Source organism: Paenibacillus suaedae, assembly GCF_032337355.1.
Classification (GTDB): Bacteria; Bacillota; Bacilli; order Paenibacillales; family Paenibacillaceae; genus Paenibacillus_B; species Paenibacillus_B suaedae.
On record NZ_JAVYAA010000003.1, the window covers coordinates 494,857 to 513,929 of the forward strand.

A 19,073-nucleotide genomic window follows, 5' to 3' on the forward strand; every position below is an offset into this window, starting at 1 on the left:
AAATTACGCGTTACAGAAACGAATAAAATTTGACAATTTTCGATTACGAGTGTAATCTATACCTCGGGATGTTAATTACATATGTAATCAATAGAAAGAAGGTTGAAGATATGACAGAAATTCCGCGAATCTCGGATGCTGAATGGGAAGTCATGAAGGTATTCTGGGGGACAAACCATAAGCTGTCAGCGAACGATGTAATCGAGAAGCTAAGTGAGAATAGCGACTGGAAGCCAGCTACGATTAAATCGTTAATTAATCGATTGCTCAACAAAAATGCGCTCGGCTATGAACAGGAAGGGAAAACCTATCTATATTATCCTGTAGTCAGTGAAGAAGAGTGCGTCAGGGCAGAGAGCAATTCCTTCTTGCAGCGTCTATATGGAGGCGCCTTGAAGCCGATGTTTGTTAATTTCCTGAAGCAAGAGAAGCTATCCACAGAAGAAGTAGAGGAGCTGAAGAAAATACTCGACGAGGGGCAGCGTAGAGATGAATAACTTATTAACATGGTTAACTATAATTTTTGATTGGGTTGCAAAGACTTCCTTAATGGCATCAATCATTGTTGTCCTTATCTTGCTTGTGAGGGCCGCATTGAAGGATCGTCTCCCGATCAAATGGCAGTACATGCTCTGGTTCGTTCTGCTTGCCAGGATGCTGCTGCCTTGGGTACCTGAAAGCTCGTTCAGCTTATATAATCTATTTTCATTTGCAGATAAACCAATTGCGCTTCCTATCTCGTCAATGGATGATGATATGAACAGATTATCGGCGGAACATGCATCAGGAACAAACGAAACCAGCCATATTCTGGACAATAGCATGTCTGGTGCTGAGCGGTCAGATGTCACGAATAACGATAGTCCTACATTCATTCACTCCGCATTGTCACTTAGCTGGTTACTTGGCGTATTGACAATGACAGCCTATGTACTTGTATCGAACCGCAAATTTTCGCGCGGGATGATGAGAGAATCCTATGTCGTATCCGATGAAGACAGCTTGCGTGTACTTCAGCAATGTCGCGAGGATTTGAAGATAAAGAGAACACTGCCGCTGCTGATATCGAATGGAGTGAGCAGTCCTACACTGTATGGGGTATTACGACCGAAGATATTGCTGCCCGGCAAGTATTTTGCACAGTTTCGCAATGAAGAACTAAGACATATTCTGCTTCATGAATTTGTTCATTACATACGCAAGGATATTGTGACAAACTGGTTATTCACCATCCTGCTTATCCTGAACTGGTTCAATCCGATTCTATGGTACGCATCCAGTAAAATGAGGGAAGACCAGGAGCTGTCTTGTGACGATCGCGTCATTTCTTGTTTGGAAGAAGATGAGGTCAAACAGTATGGATACACCATTGTCAAGCTGGTGGAAGCGAATATGACAACCGGCTTTCGTCCTGTCAGTGCGACAAGCTTCTCAACCGACAAATCCCTCATTAAAAGGAGAATAAACATGATTGCTTTGTTCAAACGAGGTTCGTATAAATGGACCATTCTCGGAATCGCGATCATTTCCATTTTTGCCTGCATTGCCCTAACGAACGCGGCAGCGGATAAACCAGAGCCGAAGAAATCCGAAATCCTTGAACTGTATGCAAATGAACCATTATTTAATCAGGTTAATGAAAAAATCCGCACTACGGTTAAGCAAACGGTTAGTGATGTCATGCAGCAGTTGGGCAAGCCGCTTCCGCTCCAAGAGATCATGCCCACAGAAGACACGAAGGATTTGTTCCTTGCATTCAAAAGCTCTCCAAATGACGGCCCCGGTCAGCGTTACATATGGGTAAACGCTGACACCGGCAAGCTATCGAGAGTACAACTAGGGTTGGATCTGACGCCAGAAGCAGCCGGCTCTGAATTGTTGAAGAAGGCTGCGCAAGCGCTGCAAGACAGTGGATACAAAGGGAATCCATATTTTAAAATCAGTCGTACCATTTTCAATGATCCTTACACGAATGAATATACGGTTCAAACGAAATTGATAGATAATCAGAACGATCATCGAGTTGAAGTGCGATTTTCGAATGACACAATCACTACGTCCTATGATGTAGGTCCTGACCAAATTTCGGATGATGAAAATAAAAAAGGTCAATACATGCTTGCTGTACTGCGCGGCAAAAAAGCTGATCAGCTTACCGCTGCATCCAAACTTTTCTCTGACAGCTACAATACCGTGTATTTGTCTTATGGTTCTGACGGCGGTGTCAGCTTCGATCCGAAAACCTATAAGATTCGTCAAATTTATGATTCTTCATTATCTACCTATTCGAGCAATCCTAAAACAAGCGCGAGCCAAAAGCAGAAAAAGCTTGAAATCACGGATGAGCAATTACAAACAGCTGCTTTCCCTCTTGTTGCTGAATTGCTCGGATATAATCTACATGAATATGAAATGCAGAGAAATCCAAAGGCTCCCGGCAGTGCTCAATTTGTTAAAGATGGAGAGCGTATATTTGCGATAGAGTTTAACGAGAATGGTGATATATGGATGATCAACGACTACACGAATTAAAGCAGACATTCATATCCAAATAACGACGACCTGAGACATAGTCATGCATAACAAGTATTATATAAATCCATGACAGGAATCCTGAATCATCAAGATTCAGGATTCCTGTATTTTGGTCAATGGTTTGGCTGCCGGGCCCTCTAATACATCGCCTTCATAGGAGAACCTTGACCCATGGCAAGGACAATCCCAGCTTCGTTCGCCGTGGTTCCATTCCAGTTCGCAACCCATGTGCGTACAAGTGGTATCAACGAGATGAAGCATGCCATGTTCATCTCGATAAGCTCCAGCTCTTTTACCGTCAATCGATACAACGGCGCCTTCATCATTCGATAGATTCTCAGGCTTATTGTGAACACGCTCCAATTTGCCGCTAATGAGATGTTTGGCAACATCCGCGTTCTGAGCGAAAAATGTCTTCACATCAGGATCGACATGAAAGCGCGACGGTGTATATAGTTCCTGATAGGCATTCTCTCTCCCCATAATCATATCCCTCAACAGGAGCGCAGCAGCCGTGCCATTGGTCATGCCCCATTTCCGGTATCCGGTTGCAACGTAAACATTCGGTACTGAAGAAGATATTTGTCCGATATACGGCATTTTATCCAAAGAAACTAAATCCTGAGCCGACCATCGATACGATATTTCTGCTGCCCCAAACACATCATTCGCGTATGCTTGCAGTGCTTCATAGTGCTTAATGGTGCAAATGCCCTGTCCGGTCTTATGACCTTCACCGCCAATAAGTATCAAGCTTTCACCGGTATCCAATGCCGCTGTACGGATCGAGCGTTTTGGGTTCTCTGCGCTAATATACATGCCTGACAATTGAACATTCTTATTGGGGATGCCCACAACATAGGAGCGTTCAGCATGCATTCTTGCAAAATAAAATCCCATCCCGTCATAACAAGGAAAGTGGGAGCATGAAACGGCATGCTTGCAGGTCAACTTGAAGCCATCTTGCGTAATTACGGTCGGCAGCGTACCCTTATCGATGGTTTCTACAGTGGTATGTTCATAGATCTGCCCGCCTAATTCCACAAACAGCTGAACTAACTTGTCCAAATACTTAACCGGGTGAAATTGGGCTTGATTCCGCATGACGAGGGCCGCCTTGATCGGCACAGGCAGATCGATTTGAGTGACCAATTCACCGTCAATCCCGAGCTTCTCATAGGCAGCGAGTTCCGTTTGAAGCTTCGGCAGGTACTCATCCGAATTTGTATAGATATAAGCGTCCCGTTCCTCATAATCGCATGGAATCTTATGTTCCTGAACCATATGCTTAATAAATTGCTTTGCCTCGATATTCGCTTGATAGTACAGCTTTGCCTGTTCTTGACCGAAATGGTGATTGAACTCGTCGTAAATAAGGTCATGCTGCGCTGTTATTTTGGCCGTCGTATGACCAGTCGTGCCATTCAGCAGCTGACCTGCTTCAACAAGCACGACGCGGAGTCCTTCCCGTGCCAAGAGGTAGGCCGTTGTTATGCCGGAAATTCCGCCTCCAACTACTACAACATCTGCTTCCGTATGTTTAGCAAGTTTCGGGAAGGAGGGAATCGTTGCGGAGTCCCGCCAATAGGATTCAGGAAATTGGGGGAGATCTTGAATGGACGAGGAATCATTGTGCATAGTAGCGAACCTCCTATATAGATTGTCTTTGTCTATTCATTTCCTTGGGAATCCGTGTCTAATCAGTGTGTGATTGAAATCATACGTACAGACTAGGGAATACAAACATCGATCTGTATGACGAAGAAAGGAAATATCAGCGCTTCTAGGGTATAATCCGAATCGTTCGATGCCTTGCAGCCTAATTGACATGCTAGCCATTCGCGGATATTATCGATATCATAAATCTATGATTAAGAAGGGTTGTCCATGAAATTTACAAAAGCAACGAATTATGCGCTCCATACTATGCTCATGCTGATTGAGGCATCTACCTTTAAGCCAGTTGGCGTACAACAGTTGGCAGAATCCCAGGGCGTGTCCCCAACGTACTTGTCCAAAATATTAACGAGACTTGTGAAGGCCGGCATGATTGAATCGATCTCGGGAGCCAATGGGGGATATCGCCTGACTCGTCATCGAGAAGATATTACATTTCTGGATATTATCCATGCTATCGAAGGCTCGACCTCGTTATTCGAATGTAATTTCGTCCACGGCGAAGAATGTCTGATTCAAGCGGTGATGAAGGAAGCGGAAGAGAAGATGGAGAATCATCTGAAGAATAAGAAATTAATCGATATCGCTCAACAACTCCATAAGAAATCGCATTCGTAATCTACTGAAATGGAGATCATTTCGTCTAGTACCTAATGTTGTTGTTAATATGTGTATCTCGAAATGTCGAATGTTCCAAACTACAAATAAATAGGAAGTGTTGATGCAGGGGGACAGAATAAATCTCAAGGGATTTGAACTGTCTGCTGAACGAAAAGTGAAGAGGGGTATGTCCTGATGTCAATTCGTCAATTGAATCCGAAGGTCGATGAATTTATACGGAAAGCGAAAACGTGGAAAGAAGAATATGAGAAGCTGAGACATATCGTTCTTGACTGTGAGCTGACCGAAGATTATAAGTGGATGCACCCATGCTACACCTATGAGAACAAAAACATCGTTTTAATACATGGGTTTAAAGAGTACTGTGCACTTCTGTTTCATAAAGGGGCCCTGTTAAAAGATCCAAGCGGAATTCTCATCCAACAGACGGAAAATGTACAAGCAGCCCGTCAGATTCGGTTCACCAATGTTCAAGAAATCGTTGAGATGGAAGATATCTTGAAGGCCTATATTAAGGAGGCCATTGAAGTTGAAAAAGCGGGGTTGGAAGTGAACTTTAAGCAAACGGCAGAGTACACAGTTCCCGAAGAATTTCAAGTTAAACTCGATGAAAACCCTGCCTTGAAAGAAGCCTTTGAAGCATTAACGCCAGGGCGTCAACGACAATACCTGTATTATTTCTCAGAACCCAAACAATCCAAAACGCGAACATCAAGGGTAGAGAAATATACACAGCAAATTCTTGATGGAAAGGGATTAAAAGATTAGATTATTTGACGATAATCGTAGGTGGACAAGAACATACCTTCATGTAGATCCCGCATTGCGCGGTTTTTTTATTTATATGCATGGCAATACAAACAATAGGGGTTGGATCGGACGCATGAAAATCAATCGTTGACAGGACACCTTTTGGTGTCTTATAATCAAACCGACACCAAAAGGTGTCACTTTTAAAGACAGTCATAGCGAAATTTGCAAACCTGATTATGTTTCACCTGAAATATTCTTTGTCATGACTGGTGCAGCTCTCTCTCATGCGTTTGCTAATGATTATGGTGATTACGGTTTTTATGTGATCCTCCCGCTTTTCTATGCAGCACTGAACATCGCCTCATGGACACTGCGTCCAAATAGCCGTAAACTCTAAGGAGGTGATAGAAGTAGTCATAGCTGATCCCTCATATCACCAACAGATTTCTACTACAGAATGTAAGATATTGGAGAGGTTGTTGTGGGTGAGAATAATCAGTTGCGGGATGTGTTTGACGCGATTGCAGATCCAACTAGGCGGAGACTCATTCGTTTGTTAGCAGAGAAAGAGGAGATACCGCTTCATGAATTAACGGCACAATTTCAAATGGGACGTACAGCGGTATCCAAGCATTTGACAATTCTTAAAGAAGCCGGACTGGTATATGACCGCAAAGTCGGCCGAGAGACACGATTTAGGCTGAATGCCGCGCCACTGAGAGAAGTCCAAGACTGGGTGGCTTTCTACAGCAAGTTCTGGGGTTTGAATATGTTGCGCTTGCAACATTTATTAGAGGAGGAAGAAGAATGAGTGTAACATTAACACTGGATTTTCAATACAAGACTACAATTGAGAAGTTGTGGTCCGCATTAACCGATTCCAGCAAGCTTGCCAAGTGGGTTCACAACATCCACACTGGTGAAGCAATGGAAAATGATTTTAAAGCCGTCGTTGGACACCATTTTCAGTTCCGCACGCAGCCGAACGAATGGTGGAATGGAATTATTAATGGAGAAGTACTGATTGTAGACGAACCCAACAAGCTGTCCTATACATGGGAAAGCGGGGAGAAGCACACGATCACGTGGACACTGCAAGACTTAGGGAACGGAAGCGTTAACCTTCATCTCGAACAAACCGGAATCTCCAATGAACAAGCACTCGCAGGCGCTAAGTATGGCTGGACGAAGTGGTGCAGTGAGCTTGAGAAGGTATTCGCTTAGTAATAAAGAAGTACACAATAATGCAGCAATCAGCATGATGGGCACAGTTATCAATTATTAAGAAGAACTCTCCAAGTCAGGAGGGTTCTTTCTGTATTTTTACGTAACGCGAGTAATAACTGCTTCATAAATAGGAGAAGAATATGTTATCATAGATATTATCAGTCTGTAATATCCTATTTAATAAGGAGATGAGTATCATGATTTACGATTGCGTCATCATTGGGGGAGGACCCGCAGGACTGAATGCTGCTCTCGTCCTAGGAAGAGCAAGAAGAAGCATCGTCTTGTTCGACCACAATCGCCCTGGAAATGCGGTGACACATGCATCCCACGGTTTTATTACGAGGGACGGGGTTACAATTCCAGAATTCCGGCGCATCGCGCACGAAGAACTGGGTCGCTATCCATCTATCCATCTATCCGTCTGATGCATGTTGAAGTTACGACAGTTGCCAAAGTGGATGGTGTCTTTAACGTACACGACACAATGGGGCAGTGCATTCAAGCGAAGAAATTGATACTTGCGACAGGGGTCAAGGAAATATTCCCGCAAATAGAAGGATTCACTCCGCTATACGGCAAAAGCTTGTTCAACTGCGTATACTGCGATGGCTGGGAATTGCGTGATCAACCACTTGTGGTCGTGTCTGAACATGCTGCTGGATTTCACACCGCCAAGTTGCTCTATCAATGGAGCAATGATTTGGTTCTTTGTACGAACGGATACTCAACCCTTACACACGAGCAGAAGATGCAGCTTCAATCCAAAGGGGTGAAGGTCATGGAACAACCGATAGCCGCTTTTATCGGACATAATGGCAAGCTCCAACAAGTTCGATTCGCAGATAGAACAGAGCTTGCGAGATCAGGGGGCTTCGTCACTCCCAAGTTTGAACAAAGTGCACCATTTGCTGCACAGTTGGGCTGTGAATTGACCGCGACTGGAGGGATTCAAACAGATGATTCAGGGCGAACTACGATAACGGGTGTCTACGTAGCAGGGGATGCGGCTTCCTTTTCTCCCTCCCAAGTTGTATTCGCTGCAGCAGACGGTAGTCGAATTGCTATGCATATCAATAGAGTATTGACTGAGGAGGAGTTCGAACAAGTGGAAAACTAGATGGCACGAAATCACTTTGGTAGTCACTCAAATCTTTATTGGAGGGGTTACACATGAACATTCCATGGAATGAGCGTTACGGTTCAGCAGAATATTACTATGGAGAAGAGCCGAATGCATTTATCCGAGAACAAGCTCATCATCTTGACAATTGCCGAAATATCGTTGCTTTTGCGGAGGGAGAAGGCAGAAATGCCGTCTATTTAGCTCGTGCTGGACATCAAGTGACAGCGATTGACTACTCCGAGAACGGTCTCATCAAAACGGAAAAGCTGGCTCACAAGTACAATGTTCGAGTGCATACCAAGCAGGCAAATCTCCTTACGGATCATATCGCTCAACAAGAATACGATGCTGCAATTATGGTTTTCGGCCACTTTCACCAACGTGACCAAGGCTTAATCGTGAATAATCTGAAGCAGGCCGTGAAGCCAGGGGGCATTATTATGCTTGAAGTATATTCGAAGATGCAGCTTCGTTATGGAACAGGCGGCCCTCCGGATATAGAGATGCTATACGACCCCGCTGAGATGCTAGCTTGGTGCAAGGAGCTTGAGGTTCTGCACTTCTATTATGGGGAACAGAACCGAGTGGAAGGAAAGGGCCATACTGGATTAGCTCATGTGATTCAAGTGATTGCAAGACATCATTCCGCCACAATTTGATCTTGAACCACCCTTATTGATGGGATATTATGTAAGGGAATGAACGTTCATTCCGAAAAAAGGGTGATAGCTAGTGACCACGAACAAAAGAGACGATATTTTACTCGCAACATTGCATTTATTTACTGACCGCGGTTTCGACGCGACTACCGTACCGATGATCGCTGAAAGAGCCAAGGTTGGCGCAGGCACCATCTATCGTTACTTTGAGAGCAAGGAGGAGCTGCTGAATTCTTTGTTTCAAGAATGCACCGAGCAGTTCTTCCGCGCCGTCAAACAAGGCTTTCCTGAATCTGCAACCGTCCGCGAACAATTTCATCACATTTTTGTTCAGACCATCCATTTCGCGAAAGAGAACAGGGAAGCCTTCTCGTTCATTGACTCTCACTTGAATCCTCGATTATTGGACGAGAAAAGCCTCAAAACATTTGAAATAGGCATGGATTTTATTCGCCACTTCTTATTCAACGGCCAGCAGCAGAACGTTATCTCTCCATTGCCGCCAAATGCGTTAATCTCTATTTTCTACGGGGCGCTTGTCAAATTGTTCGAAACAATCCGGGCAGAAGTGCTCGAAGAAACGCACGAACTCCTCGTAGGAGTGGAGGAATGCTGCTGGAATGCAATCAGAGTTCATTAACTCGATTGTGTTCCATTGCAGCACGGAATGAATATTCATTCCTACCTGTCTACTGTCGACTTCAATCGTTCCTTGCTGCAATGTAACACTGACATCTATGAGCTACCTCTTGCGAACGAATCTGTATTCCATTTAGAGGAGGCAAAATCATATGTCTATTGCGATTCCACAACCCAAAACCTATGGCCCTCTCGGCAACATTCCTCAACTGAATCCGAATACACCCATCTTATCTTTCATGAATCTTGCTGATGAATACGGTGAAATCTACCGCATGAAGCTGCCATTTGGAACGCTTCATGTCGTCTCTGGGTACGAGTTGGCCAAGGAATTTAGCGACACTGATCGCTTCGGCAAAATCGTAGATAAAACCGTATTAAACAATGTGCGATCCTTTGCAGGGGATGGATTATTTACTTCTGAGACGGAGGAGCCGAACTGGAAGAAGGCCCATAATATTTTGCTCCCGAGCTTCAGCCGCACAGCAATGCGGGGCTATTTTGACAAGATGCTGGATCTCGCCATGCAGTTAATCCAGAAGTGGTCGCGCCTAAATCCTGATGATCATATTGAGGTGCCGGAGGATATGACAAGACTGGCGATGGATACGATCGGGCTATGCGGCTTTAATTACCGCTTTAACAGCTTCTACCGTGATCAACCCCACCCATTTGTAACAAGTATGGTTCGGGCATTGGATGAATCCTTGAATCAAGCGCAGCGGCTTGGCATTCAGGATAAGCTTATGGTCAAAACCCGGCGGCAATTCCAGCAGGACATTGATGTCATGTTCACATTAGTTGATAAGATTATCGCTGAACGCAAAGCGCACGGACACGATGAGGCAGATGACTTGTTAGCTTACATGCTGCAAGGCAAGGATCCCGACACAGGTGAAGCTCTGGACGACGCCAACATTCGGTATCAAATTATTACGTTCTTAGTAGCCGGACATGAGACAACAAGCGGATTATTGTCATTCGCCCTGTATTTTCTGCTGAACAATCGCGACAAGCTGCAAAAAGGCTATGAGGAAGTAGATCGTGTATTGAAAGATCCCATTCCCACCTACACACAGATCAAGGATTTGAAATACATTCGCATGATTCTCGATGAATCGCTGAGATTATGGCCGACAGCACCCGCGTTCAACTTGCATGTGAAGCAAGATACGCTGTTGGCGGATCGATATGAGATGAAGAAGGGAGATCGCCTGCTCCTACTGCTTCCTCAATTGCACCGAGATGCTGCAGTATGGGGAAGTGATGCTCACGAATTCCGCCCAGAGCGATTCGAGGATCCAAGCCAAATCCCTCATGATGCTTACAAGCCTTTCGGAATCGGTCAACGCGCTTGTATCGGTCAGCAATTTGCTCTGCAAGAGGCGACATTAATGCTTGGTTTAATCTTGAAACATTTCGAACTCATCGATCACACCAATTATCAATTGAAGCTTATGGAGTCGCTGACCATCAAGCCCGAAGGGTTTACCGTGCAAGTCCGTCCGCGACGCACTAAGATCGGAGCTGCAGCCATTCTCATTGAAAATCGTGACCCGTCTAATGAAGGAGCAGCCTTAAGCCGAGAGCCTCAACAACGATCCCTTCACCATACGCCGCTCCTCGTATTATACGGCTCCAATCTTGGCACAGCAGAGGGCATTGCCCGCGAACTGGCGGAGAAGGGCCATCAATTAGGCTTCCTAAGTAAAGTCGCATCCCTTAATGATTATGCAGATGGCCTGCCCAAGGAAGGCATCACCTATATCGTGACAGCATCATATAATGGTCAACCGCCGAGCAATGCACGACGCTTCATGAAGTGGCTGAAGGAAGTGGAGCCAGAAGCGTTGACAGGAGTTCGCTATTGCGTCTTTGGTTGCGGCGATCATAACTGGCCTAGTACCTATCAGAGCATTCCCATATCCATTGACGAACAGCTCGCAGCTAAAGGAGCGACTCGACTGCTGCCTGTCGGCCATGGCGATGCCAGCGGTGACTTCGAAACCGAAGTGGAGGAGTGGCGCGCTAAGCTGTGGCCAGCTGTTATGCGTTCACTGGAATTAGAATTTGATGGAATTGATGGAACAGAGGAATCAACAGCTTCTTCGTTATCTGTAGAGGTTGTAAACATATCAGTTGAATCACCATTTGCCGAATCATATCAGGTCCATTGTGCAACGGTCATAGACAATCACGAGCTGCAAAGAGGGGGAAACGGGCGTAGTACACGTCATATCGAGATTGAACTGCCACAAGGCGTGTCTTATCTTGAGGGGGATCATTTAGGTGTGTTCCCTATCAATTCGGATAATCTAGTTGAACGGGTAATAAGCAGATTTGACTTAAATGGAAGCGATCACGTGGTGTTGCGAACAACAGGGAACCTTTCTTCCCATTTGCCGTTACATCGCCCTGTACTAATATATGATCTTCTAAGCCGGAGCGTCGAACTTCAGGAGCCTGCCAGTCGAGCACAAATTCGCGAGCTTGCCGCCTTGACGGTATGTCCCCCACATCGAATCGAATTAGAAGCACTGCTTGAGGCAGAAGCCTATAGGCGGAACATCCTAGAGAAGCGAATATCAATGTTAGATTTACTTGAGAAATATGAAGCTTGCTCGATGACATTCGAGCGCTTTCTAGAGCTGCTCCCGCCACTAAAAATACGATACTATTCGATATCCAGCTCTCCTCGTGTACAGCCGAATCAGATTAGTCTTACGGTAGGGGTCGTACAGAGTCCGGCTTGGGATGGACGCCATGAATATCGTGGAGTTGCTTCTAACTATCTTGCCGACAGACAACCAGGCGAATCCATCAGGATGTTTATTCAGCCACCGCAGTCCAATTTCCGGCTGCCAGAGGATCCAAGCACACCTATTATTATGGTAGGCCCGGGGGTAGGAATTGCGCCGTTCCGTGGATTCCTTCAAGCTCGGCAAGCCATGAAGGAGCAAGGGATTCCGCTCGGCAGCGCGTATCTTTATTTCGGCTGTCGAGATGCGACGGATCACATCTATGAAGAAGAACTGGAGCATTATCAACAAGAGGGGATTGTTACGGTACACACCGCATTCTCTCGTATCGAGGGTCAACCAAAAACCTATGTCCAGCACCTGATCAAGCAGCGTCAGCAAGAAGTTATCGGTCTCCTTGATCAAGGGGGACAGTTCTATGTGTGCGGAGACGGGAGCGCTATGTCACCAGATGTAGAGGCAACACTTAAGCAAATGTATCAAGACATTCATGGTGTTAGCGAGACGAAAGCAAACAGATGGCTGGAGCAGCTCGGGGTCGATGGGAGATATGTGAAGGATGTGTGGGCAGGAAAGCTTAATGAACCAAAATAAGTTGTAAACGAGTTGCAGGACAAGGGCGCCCTAGATGGGCGTCCTTTACCATTTAGACAACTAACTAGGTCATTCGTGTGATTGTGTTGCAAGAACAGGCTTTATATACTTGATTGGAGGTTGACAGCACGGTAGACTTTCTAGCATCGCAGACTAGTAGGAGGGAATAACAATGATATATATTGAAGCTGCCGGGGTCGAGAAAGACGAAATGTACTATTTTGAGATCAACGAGAACGGAACAGCTTATCGACAAATAAGCAAACATGGTAATTTACATAGCGAGGTCTCCACTGCGCCCGATTTTGTGTTGTGCGATCAAGAAGTAGTTATTGAAGCGGGCGATCGTATCATTACGAAGGAACAATTTGAAATCGAGTGGCAGCAAGCGATTGAGCCTAACCTAGCGGCATGGAAGATAACGAAGAAGCAGTATCCCCTTGGGCGTCCGGTTCGCGGGGAAATTGCAATGTTTTATCCGCAAGGAGCGATCATCCGTATGAGCGATGATGCTTATGCCGTAACAGATTATAATAAACTAAGAGAACTAACGCCTGCACAATATTTATATCCAAGCTACTGTATAGAAGGGTTCGTCGTAGACTACGACGAGATCAATTTATGGCTGGTTATCGAGAACTGTAAGATAACGGGAGAAAACTCTTTGTAGGTAGTAACAGTGCTTCTATTGAACCTAACTTTTTTCAGAAAGGAGGAGATGAGATGACGAAAGACGAGGCGCTATTTCTTCTTAAATGCCATGCTTTCCATCATGACGATTTCGAACACGAAAAAATGTCGAATGGATTTTTGCATGCTGCAGAGTAATGGCCTGCTTTCCCAAGAACAAGTTCAAAAAATGGATGAATGGTAGACATGATCTCGTATGCCGTGATGGTATTATTGGAAGGCGGAGATCAATTGGATGAAGCGCTATGGTTATATCGAGAATACTTGCACAATCAAGAGAAGTGAAGCACCGTGTGAGAAGGTGAACCAAGGGTATATTGAGGGAAATACATGTACTTGATAGGAGATAATGCGATGAATAGACTCGCCTCATTAGATAGCATTCCATGGCAGCGAATGACAACGGCCTATGGAAGGGGAACGGACATTCCTCATCTGATTGAAGAAGGACGCTATCATGAATTGGCTAATTTAATCGAGCATCAGGGGACATTGTGGCAGGTAACGCCATGGGTACTGCTAGTGTTGCTGCAGAAGCTGGCGGATCGAGCTCTCCAACCAGATCAAATTACGGAAAATGAAATGACGCCTTACGCGGCCGTTGCTTCCGCATTAGCCTTTCAAGACATAGAGGCGGGGCAAGCGGTTAACAAGATGGAAGATTTACTAGAACAAAAGTACTTATGGCCGGAGAGCGAAGAAGAGGATGAGGAACAGTGGGAGGAAGGGGAGCCGCCTGGATATGATCCAATACCGTTCTTTAGTTATTATTACTATAGCTATGACTTATTGAAGCAGGCAGTGCCTACTTTCACTGCAATCAAGAATGGAAATCGCCAGCTTGCTCCCACTATTGATGAGATTCTTCAGTTATTCGAAAGCTAATTTATACAGAACTTATCACCGTCAATAGAACAATAGAGAAGGGTAATGCGTAATTTCGGTGATTTATCTATCTTTACCTTGGCCGCATGCTTACCTGAACAGGTATAATAAATATACGTTAGCAAACCCTAACAGCACGATACATACGAAATAGCAGGAATGAAAAGGAGATCCAATGAACGAGAAGCCTTCTAATTTAGACGCAGGATGGAACTTTGACAACAGTTTCTCCCGTCTTCCACATTCATTTTATTCCAAGCTGAATCCAACTCCTGTACGAGCGCCGGAACTTAGTGTTTTGAATGAATCGCTCGCTGCCTCCCTCGGATTGAGTGCAGAAGCATTAAGAAGCGAGTATGGCTTAGCTACACTTGCCGGCAATACGATTCCAGAAGGGGCGCTGCCGCTCGCCCAGGCTTATGCTGGCCATCAATTCGGATATTTCAATATGCTCGGGGACGGAAGAGCAATTCTGCTTGGCGAACATATTACGCCTACGGATGAACGATTCGATATTCAGTTGAAAGGCCCCGGCAGAACCCCATATTCACGAGGCGGCGATGGTCGAGCCGCCCTCGGGCCGATGCTGCGAGAATACATCATTAGCGAAGCGATGTACGGTCTAGGCATTCCAACGACACGCAGCTTAGCGGTAGTATCCACCGGTCAAGGAGTCATACGTGAATCAGAGCTGCCGGGCGCTATACTCACTCGAATCGCTGCGAGTCATATACGAGTCGGGACATTCCAATACGTATCCAATTGGTGCGGTGCCGAGGATTTGCATACTTTGGCTGATTATACGCTGAACAGGCACTTCCCAGGAGCAGCAGACAACAGTGACAACCGATATTTGATCCTGCTCAAAGAGGTTATAAAGCGTCAGGCATCGCTTATCGCTAAATGGCAGCTTGTCGGATTCATTCACGGAGTCATGAATACGGACAATATGGCGATTAGCGGTGAAACGATTGATTATGGCCCTTGCGCCTTCATGGATACGTACAATCCAGACACCGTCTTCAGTTCCATTGATCGAGAAGGACGCTATGCATATGGCAATCAGCCGAATATTGGCGGGTGGAACCTTGCCCGGTTCGCGGAATCTATCTTGCCGCTGCTGCATGACAACGAGTTGAAGGCCGTGGAATTGGCCGAGGATGCCCTGAATGAATACTTTGAGCTGTATCATAGTCACTGGCTGGCTGGAATGAGAGCAAAGTTAGGCATTTTCAATGAAGAAGAGCAAGATGAAGCCTTGATTAACGACCTGCTGAATCTGATGCAGAAGCATCATGCTGATTATACCAATACGTTCCGTGCATTGACCCTCAATACGGGCGAGAAAGAGTCATCTTTATTCGCTAGCACCGAGTATGGACAATGGCATGAGCAATGGCAAGCAAGACTAGCCAAACAACCGCAATCCAAGGAACAGTCACTTCAGCTTATGCGCAGCAGCAATCCAGCCGTCATACCGCGCAATCATCGAGTTGAAGAAGCATTGGATGCAGCGTCGCAAGAAGGGGATTTCGGTGTGATGAAGCGGCTGTTGGATGTTCTCGCGAGTCCATTCGCGTACTCTACGGATCAGGATGAATACTGCGAATTGCCGCCTACGCCTTCCCGTCCTTACCGGACTTATTGCGGCACGTGATAGACAACACGAGCAGTAACTTGACATGTATATTTACAAGGTGTTACGATAAATGCATAAATTTTCTAGGGAGAGATGTTGATGTTGGCGGTCGTTCTTAACTAATCAAATTCCATAGTGAGGTATATGTAATGCCAGTGAGAAGTGTTGCTGTTTAGCAATATTTATTTGCTGTGGCTTTGCGTACCCTCGGAATTAGTTAAGAACAACGGATATCATACTTGCCTTAGGTCATAAGTATGCCTATTTATTGAACCCGCATCCGTGCTTCTTGAAGCACGGATTTTTGCTTTATTTGGGGGCTTATTTAGGTATCAATCAAGTAGGGCGTAGAATGACGTTTGTTCATTCTGCGCCTTTTTTGTGTGCCATGAATGAGCGTCATTCCGCCACAGAAGAGGAATGACACAATGCGCAATTTTATCGACATCGCAAATGAAGGCGTACGCTTGGAAGAAGGGATCACTGTTATCGAGCAGCTCTTGTTGGAATGTTATTTGAACCCTGGAATCTCTACCAAAGAATTGGCCCGGAAAGCTCTTATTCCGATACCAACTGCTGCTGCTGTCAAACGGGAACTTATCAAGGTCGGGGCCATTGTTCAGGATAAAGGAGCACGCTGTACCGTGAAAGGAAAAGCATGGGTTGAGGAACAATGGGGATATCTCGGAATCCATAGAAGCCTATATCAAGAGCTGATGGCTTTCGAAAATGGGATTCATTCCGATCTGCACCATGTATTAGCCGATTTGCGGGAAATCATGAAGTATCGTCCACAGGCCGATACTCGAATCGATCAATCCAAATGTACACCGGAGACTAGCTTACGCAGAGCAGTGCTTTGTTTGAAGCAGCAATTCTTAATTGGGAAACAGATTATGTGTGTGGGCGACGACGATTTGGTTAGTGTATCAATTGGACTGCTGCTTCAAGCTCTATTCCCTAATGGGAGACATTCCAAAACAGCAGTGCATGTCGTTGACATGGATGAGCGATTTTTACATTACATTCATGATGTGGCACAGCACAAACGATTGCCGATTCAATGCATCTATCACGATTTAAGAGAACCACTGCCGGCAAACTTGCAAGGGAAGTTCGATTGTTTCTTCACAGATCCCCCGTATACGCTGCAGGGGATGAGCCTCTTCGTATCTCGAGGTATTAGCGCACTGCGGAAGAGAAAAGGCTTGCCGATTTTCTTATCCTTCGCACATAAGTCACCTGATTACATGTTTACGATGCAGCGTGAGTTCCTAAGAATGGGGGTGACGACCAGTGCAACAATGCCGCGATTTAATGAATACGAAGGAGCAGAGATTATCGCGAATCGGAGCCAGATGATCATTCTCAAAACGACTGAGCGTACCATACCGGATTGCTCAGGGACATTTGAGGATGCATTATACACAGGTGAAGTGAGGCAGACGATGCGAACGTACAAATGTAAACAGTGCGGGAACAAGATCACGGTTGGCTGCCAATGTGATATCGCAACGATAGAGCAGCTCAAGCACCGAGGCTGCCACTCATGCGGCAACGATACGTTTGATTTCATGAATAAGAAAACATTTTGATATATCAAGAAGGAGAAAACATGAACATCATCATTCGAAAAGAAACACAAGCAGACTACCAAGTGACTGAATCCGTTGTGAAACAGGCATTCGACTCATTGGAATTCAGTGATCAAAAGGAACATGAATTAATATCCCGTGTCCGGCAATCCGACGCATTCATTCCGGAATTATCCTTAGTCGCTGTTCTCAGTGATCGTATCGTTGGTCACATCCTGTTATCTCGAATAACAATTCGTGGAGATCAGCACACCGTTGATTCACTCGCCTTGGCTCCCGTATCCGTGTTACCGGAATACCAAGCTCTCGGAATTGGAAAGAAGCTGATCCGCGAAGCACTGCAGCTAGCTGTACAGTTGGGATACAGTTCTGTGATTGTGATGGGTCATCCTCAGTATTATCCGAAGTTCGGCTTCAAGAAAGCCTCAATATGGGGGATACAACCACCTTTTGAAGTGCCTGACGAGGTATTTATGGCATTGGAGCTGCAAGAGCACGCTCTGGATCACGCTTCCGGGGTTGTGCAGTATCCAAGTGAATTTTTTGAATAAATGGTCGTTCTGGCCGGTATGCAGATGATCTGGCCAGGTAGCGAGTCATACATGGGAGAGTCGATAATGAGGTACCCAATTGTCGCGTATGATGCGAAATACCATGAACGATTAGTAGACATATGGCTTCGTACGTACAGATAGGGCGTTCAGCACTCGACGGAACAGGCCGACCATTTCCATTGCTGCATCTAGAACTAAAAAATGATCCATCGGGTTAAGCTTTTATATCGAAATAGAATCATGTAATTCTATTGCTGGTGAAATGATAAACGAAGTAATCGGGTGTTTTATATTCATATTTTATCTTTTGATGTTCAAGTCAGTCTCCCTAGAGGGGATTGGCTTGAACTCTTTTTGTCTTGAGATTAATTTCATAATGAAAAAGGATGAGGGCGGCATATTTGGATCGTTTCATCATATGATCGATACTGACCGAAAGGTTAGTAAAAAGTGAAGGAGGAGAAGCTTTGCCTGTAAGGCTCTACGAAAGAGAAAAAGTGTTGAGGGCCTGCATATCCGTATTTGCGAGCAATGGTTATAAAAACACTTCGACCGGGATGCTGGCTGAAGCTGCCGGCACATCGAAGGCTTTAATATTTCATCACTTTACTAGCAAGAAAAAGCTGTATTTCAGCTTGCTGGATCATTGCTTTGAAAAGCTATTCGGCGAAATTCAAGCGGATTGCATATTCGATAACAAGGATTTTTTTGAGGCTATAGATACGATCAGCCGCTTAAAACTCAATTACTTTCGCAAACATGCCAATGAGTACAAATTGGTGTACGAAGCTTTCTATTTAACGCCTGATGAACTGAAAGAAGACATTGAGCTGAAGTATGGGCACGCAATTGCCATCAGGTATCAAGAGTGGGAACGATTATTTGAAAAAGTTCAGCTGCGAGAAGGCGTTCCGCGCAAGCAAGCTTTTGAACTAATCAAGATTACGCTAGAGCATTTCCAAAGGAAGTTTATTGAGGAGCTCAAGGATATTGATAACATTGAAGAAGAATGCCTTAATGTCTTGCTTGATGAGATGAAAAGCTTCTGCTGCATGATCCGTCAAGGAATTGCATCGGACACGACTGACACGAATGCATGACCCAATGATTATGGAAACGG

16 protein-coding genes and 2 pseudogenes are annotated in these 19,073 nt (G+C 45.2%); 17 read left to right on the forward strand and 1 reads right to left on the reverse strand.

Annotated features, from left to right (window positions below):
- The first annotated feature begins 110 nt into the window (after positions 1-110).
- Positions 111-497 (forward strand): BlaI/MecI/CopY family transcriptional regulator, encoded by a 387-nt coding sequence (locus tag RQP50_RS15520; protein WP_072729542.1) that lies wholly within the window; start codon positions 111-113, stop codon positions 495-497.
- A complete protein-coding gene (locus tag RQP50_RS15525) occupies positions 490-2,532 on the forward strand; it encodes a M56 family metallopeptidase (protein ID WP_315745951.1) in 2,043 nt (680 codons plus the stop codon). The genes RQP50_RS15520 and RQP50_RS15525 overlap by 8 nt, the downstream gene beginning before the upstream one ends.
- A 96-nt stretch (positions 2,533-2,628) precedes the next feature.
- Here RQP50_RS15525 and RQP50_RS15530 read toward each other — a convergent pair whose 3' ends face one another.
- A complete protein-coding gene (locus tag RQP50_RS15530) occupies positions 2,629-4,173 on the reverse strand; it encodes an FAD-dependent oxidoreductase (RefSeq protein WP_315745952.1) in 1,545 nt (514 codons plus the stop codon).
- 249 nt (positions 4,174-4,422) lie between these two features.
- Here RQP50_RS15530 and RQP50_RS15535 point away from each other — a divergent pair, with 249 nt between their 5' ends.
- The 15 genes and pseudogenes from RQP50_RS15535 (at position 4,423) to RQP50_RS15610 (ending at position 19,053) form a co-directional block, all read left to right on the forward strand.
- Entirely contained in the window at positions 4,423-4,830 is a 408-nt protein-coding gene (locus tag RQP50_RS15535; protein ID WP_315745953.1) for an Rrf2 family transcriptional regulator, read from the forward strand.
- 177 nt (positions 4,831-5,007) lie between these two features.
- Entirely contained in the window at positions 5,008-5,601 is a 594-nt protein-coding gene (locus tag RQP50_RS15540) for a YdeI/OmpD-associated family protein (protein WP_315745954.1), read from the forward strand.
- 235 nt (positions 5,602-5,836) lie between these two features.
- Positions 5,837-5,983: pseudogene (locus RQP50_RS15545) on the forward strand (DoxX family protein); the annotation flags it as partial.
- A gap of 84 nt (positions 5,984-6,067) precedes the next feature.
- On the forward strand, positions 6,068-6,397 hold the full coding sequence (locus RQP50_RS15550) for an ArsR/SmtB family transcription factor (protein WP_021255963.1): 330 nt from the start codon (positions 6,068-6,070) through the stop codon (positions 6,395-6,397).
- Entirely contained in the window at positions 6,394-6,810 is a 417-nt protein-coding gene (locus tag RQP50_RS15555; protein ID WP_315745955.1) for an SRPBCC family protein, read from the forward strand. The genes RQP50_RS15550 and RQP50_RS15555 overlap by 4 nt, the downstream gene beginning before the upstream one ends.
- 200 nt (positions 6,811-7,010) lie before the next feature.
- A pseudogene (locus tag RQP50_RS15565) lies at positions 7,011-7,933 on the forward strand (NAD(P)/FAD-dependent oxidoreductase).
- 53 nt (positions 7,934-7,986) lie between these two features.
- Positions 7,987-8,598: a class I SAM-dependent methyltransferase gene (locus tag RQP50_RS15570; RefSeq protein ID WP_315745958.1), complete on the forward strand. Its 612-nt coding sequence runs from the start codon at positions 7,987-7,989 to the stop codon at positions 8,596-8,598.
- A gap of 73 nt (positions 8,599-8,671) precedes the next feature.
- A complete protein-coding gene (locus RQP50_RS15575; protein WP_315745959.1) occupies positions 8,672-9,238 on the forward strand; it encodes a TetR/AcrR family transcriptional regulator in 567 nt (188 codons plus the stop codon).
- Positions 9,239-9,389: 151 nt separating this feature from the next.
- Entirely contained in the window at positions 9,390-12,590 is a 3,201-nt protein-coding gene (locus tag RQP50_RS15580) for a bifunctional cytochrome P450/NADPH--P450 reductase (RefSeq protein ID WP_315745960.1), read from the forward strand.
- A gap of 172 nt (positions 12,591-12,762) precedes the next feature.
- Complete coding sequence (locus RQP50_RS15585; protein WP_315745961.1) at positions 12,763-13,260, forward strand: hypothetical protein; 498 nt, start codon at positions 12,763-12,765, stop codon at positions 13,258-13,260.
- A gap of 374 nt (positions 13,261-13,634) precedes the next feature.
- Positions 13,635-14,165 carry a hypothetical protein gene (locus RQP50_RS15590; protein WP_315745962.1) on the forward strand — a complete coding sequence of 177 codons (531 nt, stop codon included), beginning with the start codon at positions 13,635-13,637 and terminating at the stop codon, positions 14,163-14,165.
- 175 nt (positions 14,166-14,340) lie between these two features.
- A complete protein-coding gene (locus tag RQP50_RS15595) occupies positions 14,341-15,822 on the forward strand; it encodes a protein adenylyltransferase SelO (protein WP_315745963.1) in 1,482 nt (493 codons plus the stop codon).
- Between the two features lie 410 nt (positions 15,823-16,232).
- Positions 16,233-17,399, forward strand: coding sequence for a bis-aminopropyl spermidine synthase family protein (locus RQP50_RS15600; protein WP_072729529.1), 1,167 nt, complete (start codon positions 16,233-16,235; stop codon positions 17,397-17,399).
- A gap of 20 nt (positions 17,400-17,419) precedes the next feature.
- On the forward strand, positions 17,420-17,950 hold the full coding sequence (locus tag RQP50_RS15605) for a GNAT family N-acetyltransferase (RefSeq protein ID WP_315745964.1): 531 nt from the start codon (positions 17,420-17,422) through the stop codon (positions 17,948-17,950).
- 470 nt (positions 17,951-18,420) lie between these two features.
- Positions 18,421-19,053: a TetR/AcrR family transcriptional regulator gene (locus RQP50_RS15610; RefSeq protein ID WP_315745965.1), complete on the forward strand. Its 633-nt coding sequence runs from the start codon at positions 18,421-18,423 to the stop codon at positions 19,051-19,053.
- Positions 19,054-19,073 lie beyond the last annotated feature (20 nt).

Coding starts and splice junctions, on each gene's coding strand:
- RQP50_RS15520 (WP_072729542.1), top strand. CDS start 111: ATGACAGAAATTCCGCGAATCTCGGATGCTGAATGGGAAGTCATGAAG.
- RQP50_RS15525 (WP_315745951.1), top strand. CDS start 490: ATGAATAACTTATTAACATGGTTAACTATAATTTTTGATTGGGTTGCA.
- RQP50_RS15530 (WP_315745952.1), bottom strand. CDS start 4,173: ATGCACAATGATTCCTCGTCCATTCAAGATCTCCCCCAATTTCCTGAA.
- RQP50_RS15535 (WP_315745953.1), top strand. CDS start 4,423: ATGAAATTTACAAAAGCAACGAATTATGCGCTCCATACTATGCTCATG.
- RQP50_RS15540 (WP_315745954.1), top strand. CDS start 5,008: ATGTCAATTCGTCAATTGAATCCGAAGGTCGATGAATTTATACGGAAA.
- RQP50_RS15555 (WP_315745955.1), top strand. CDS start 6,394: ATGAGTGTAACATTAACACTGGATTTTCAATACAAGACTACAATTGAG.
- RQP50_RS15570 (WP_315745958.1), top strand. CDS start 7,987: ATGAACATTCCATGGAATGAGCGTTACGGTTCAGCAGAATATTACTAT.
- RQP50_RS15580 (WP_315745960.1), top strand. CDS start 9,390: ATGTCTATTGCGATTCCACAACCCAAAACCTATGGCCCTCTCGGCAAC.
- RQP50_RS15585 (WP_315745961.1), top strand. CDS start 12,763: ATGATATATATTGAAGCTGCCGGGGTCGAGAAAGACGAAATGTACTAT.
- RQP50_RS15590 (WP_315745962.1), top strand. CDS start 13,635: ATGAATAGACTCGCCTCATTAGATAGCATTCCATGGCAGCGAATGACA.
- RQP50_RS15595 (WP_315745963.1), top strand. CDS start 14,341: ATGAACGAGAAGCCTTCTAATTTAGACGCAGGATGGAACTTTGACAAC.
- RQP50_RS15600 (WP_072729529.1), top strand. CDS start 16,233: ATGCGCAATTTTATCGACATCGCAAATGAAGGCGTACGCTTGGAAGAA.
- RQP50_RS15605 (WP_315745964.1), top strand. CDS start 17,420: ATGAACATCATCATTCGAAAAGAAACACAAGCAGACTACCAAGTGACT.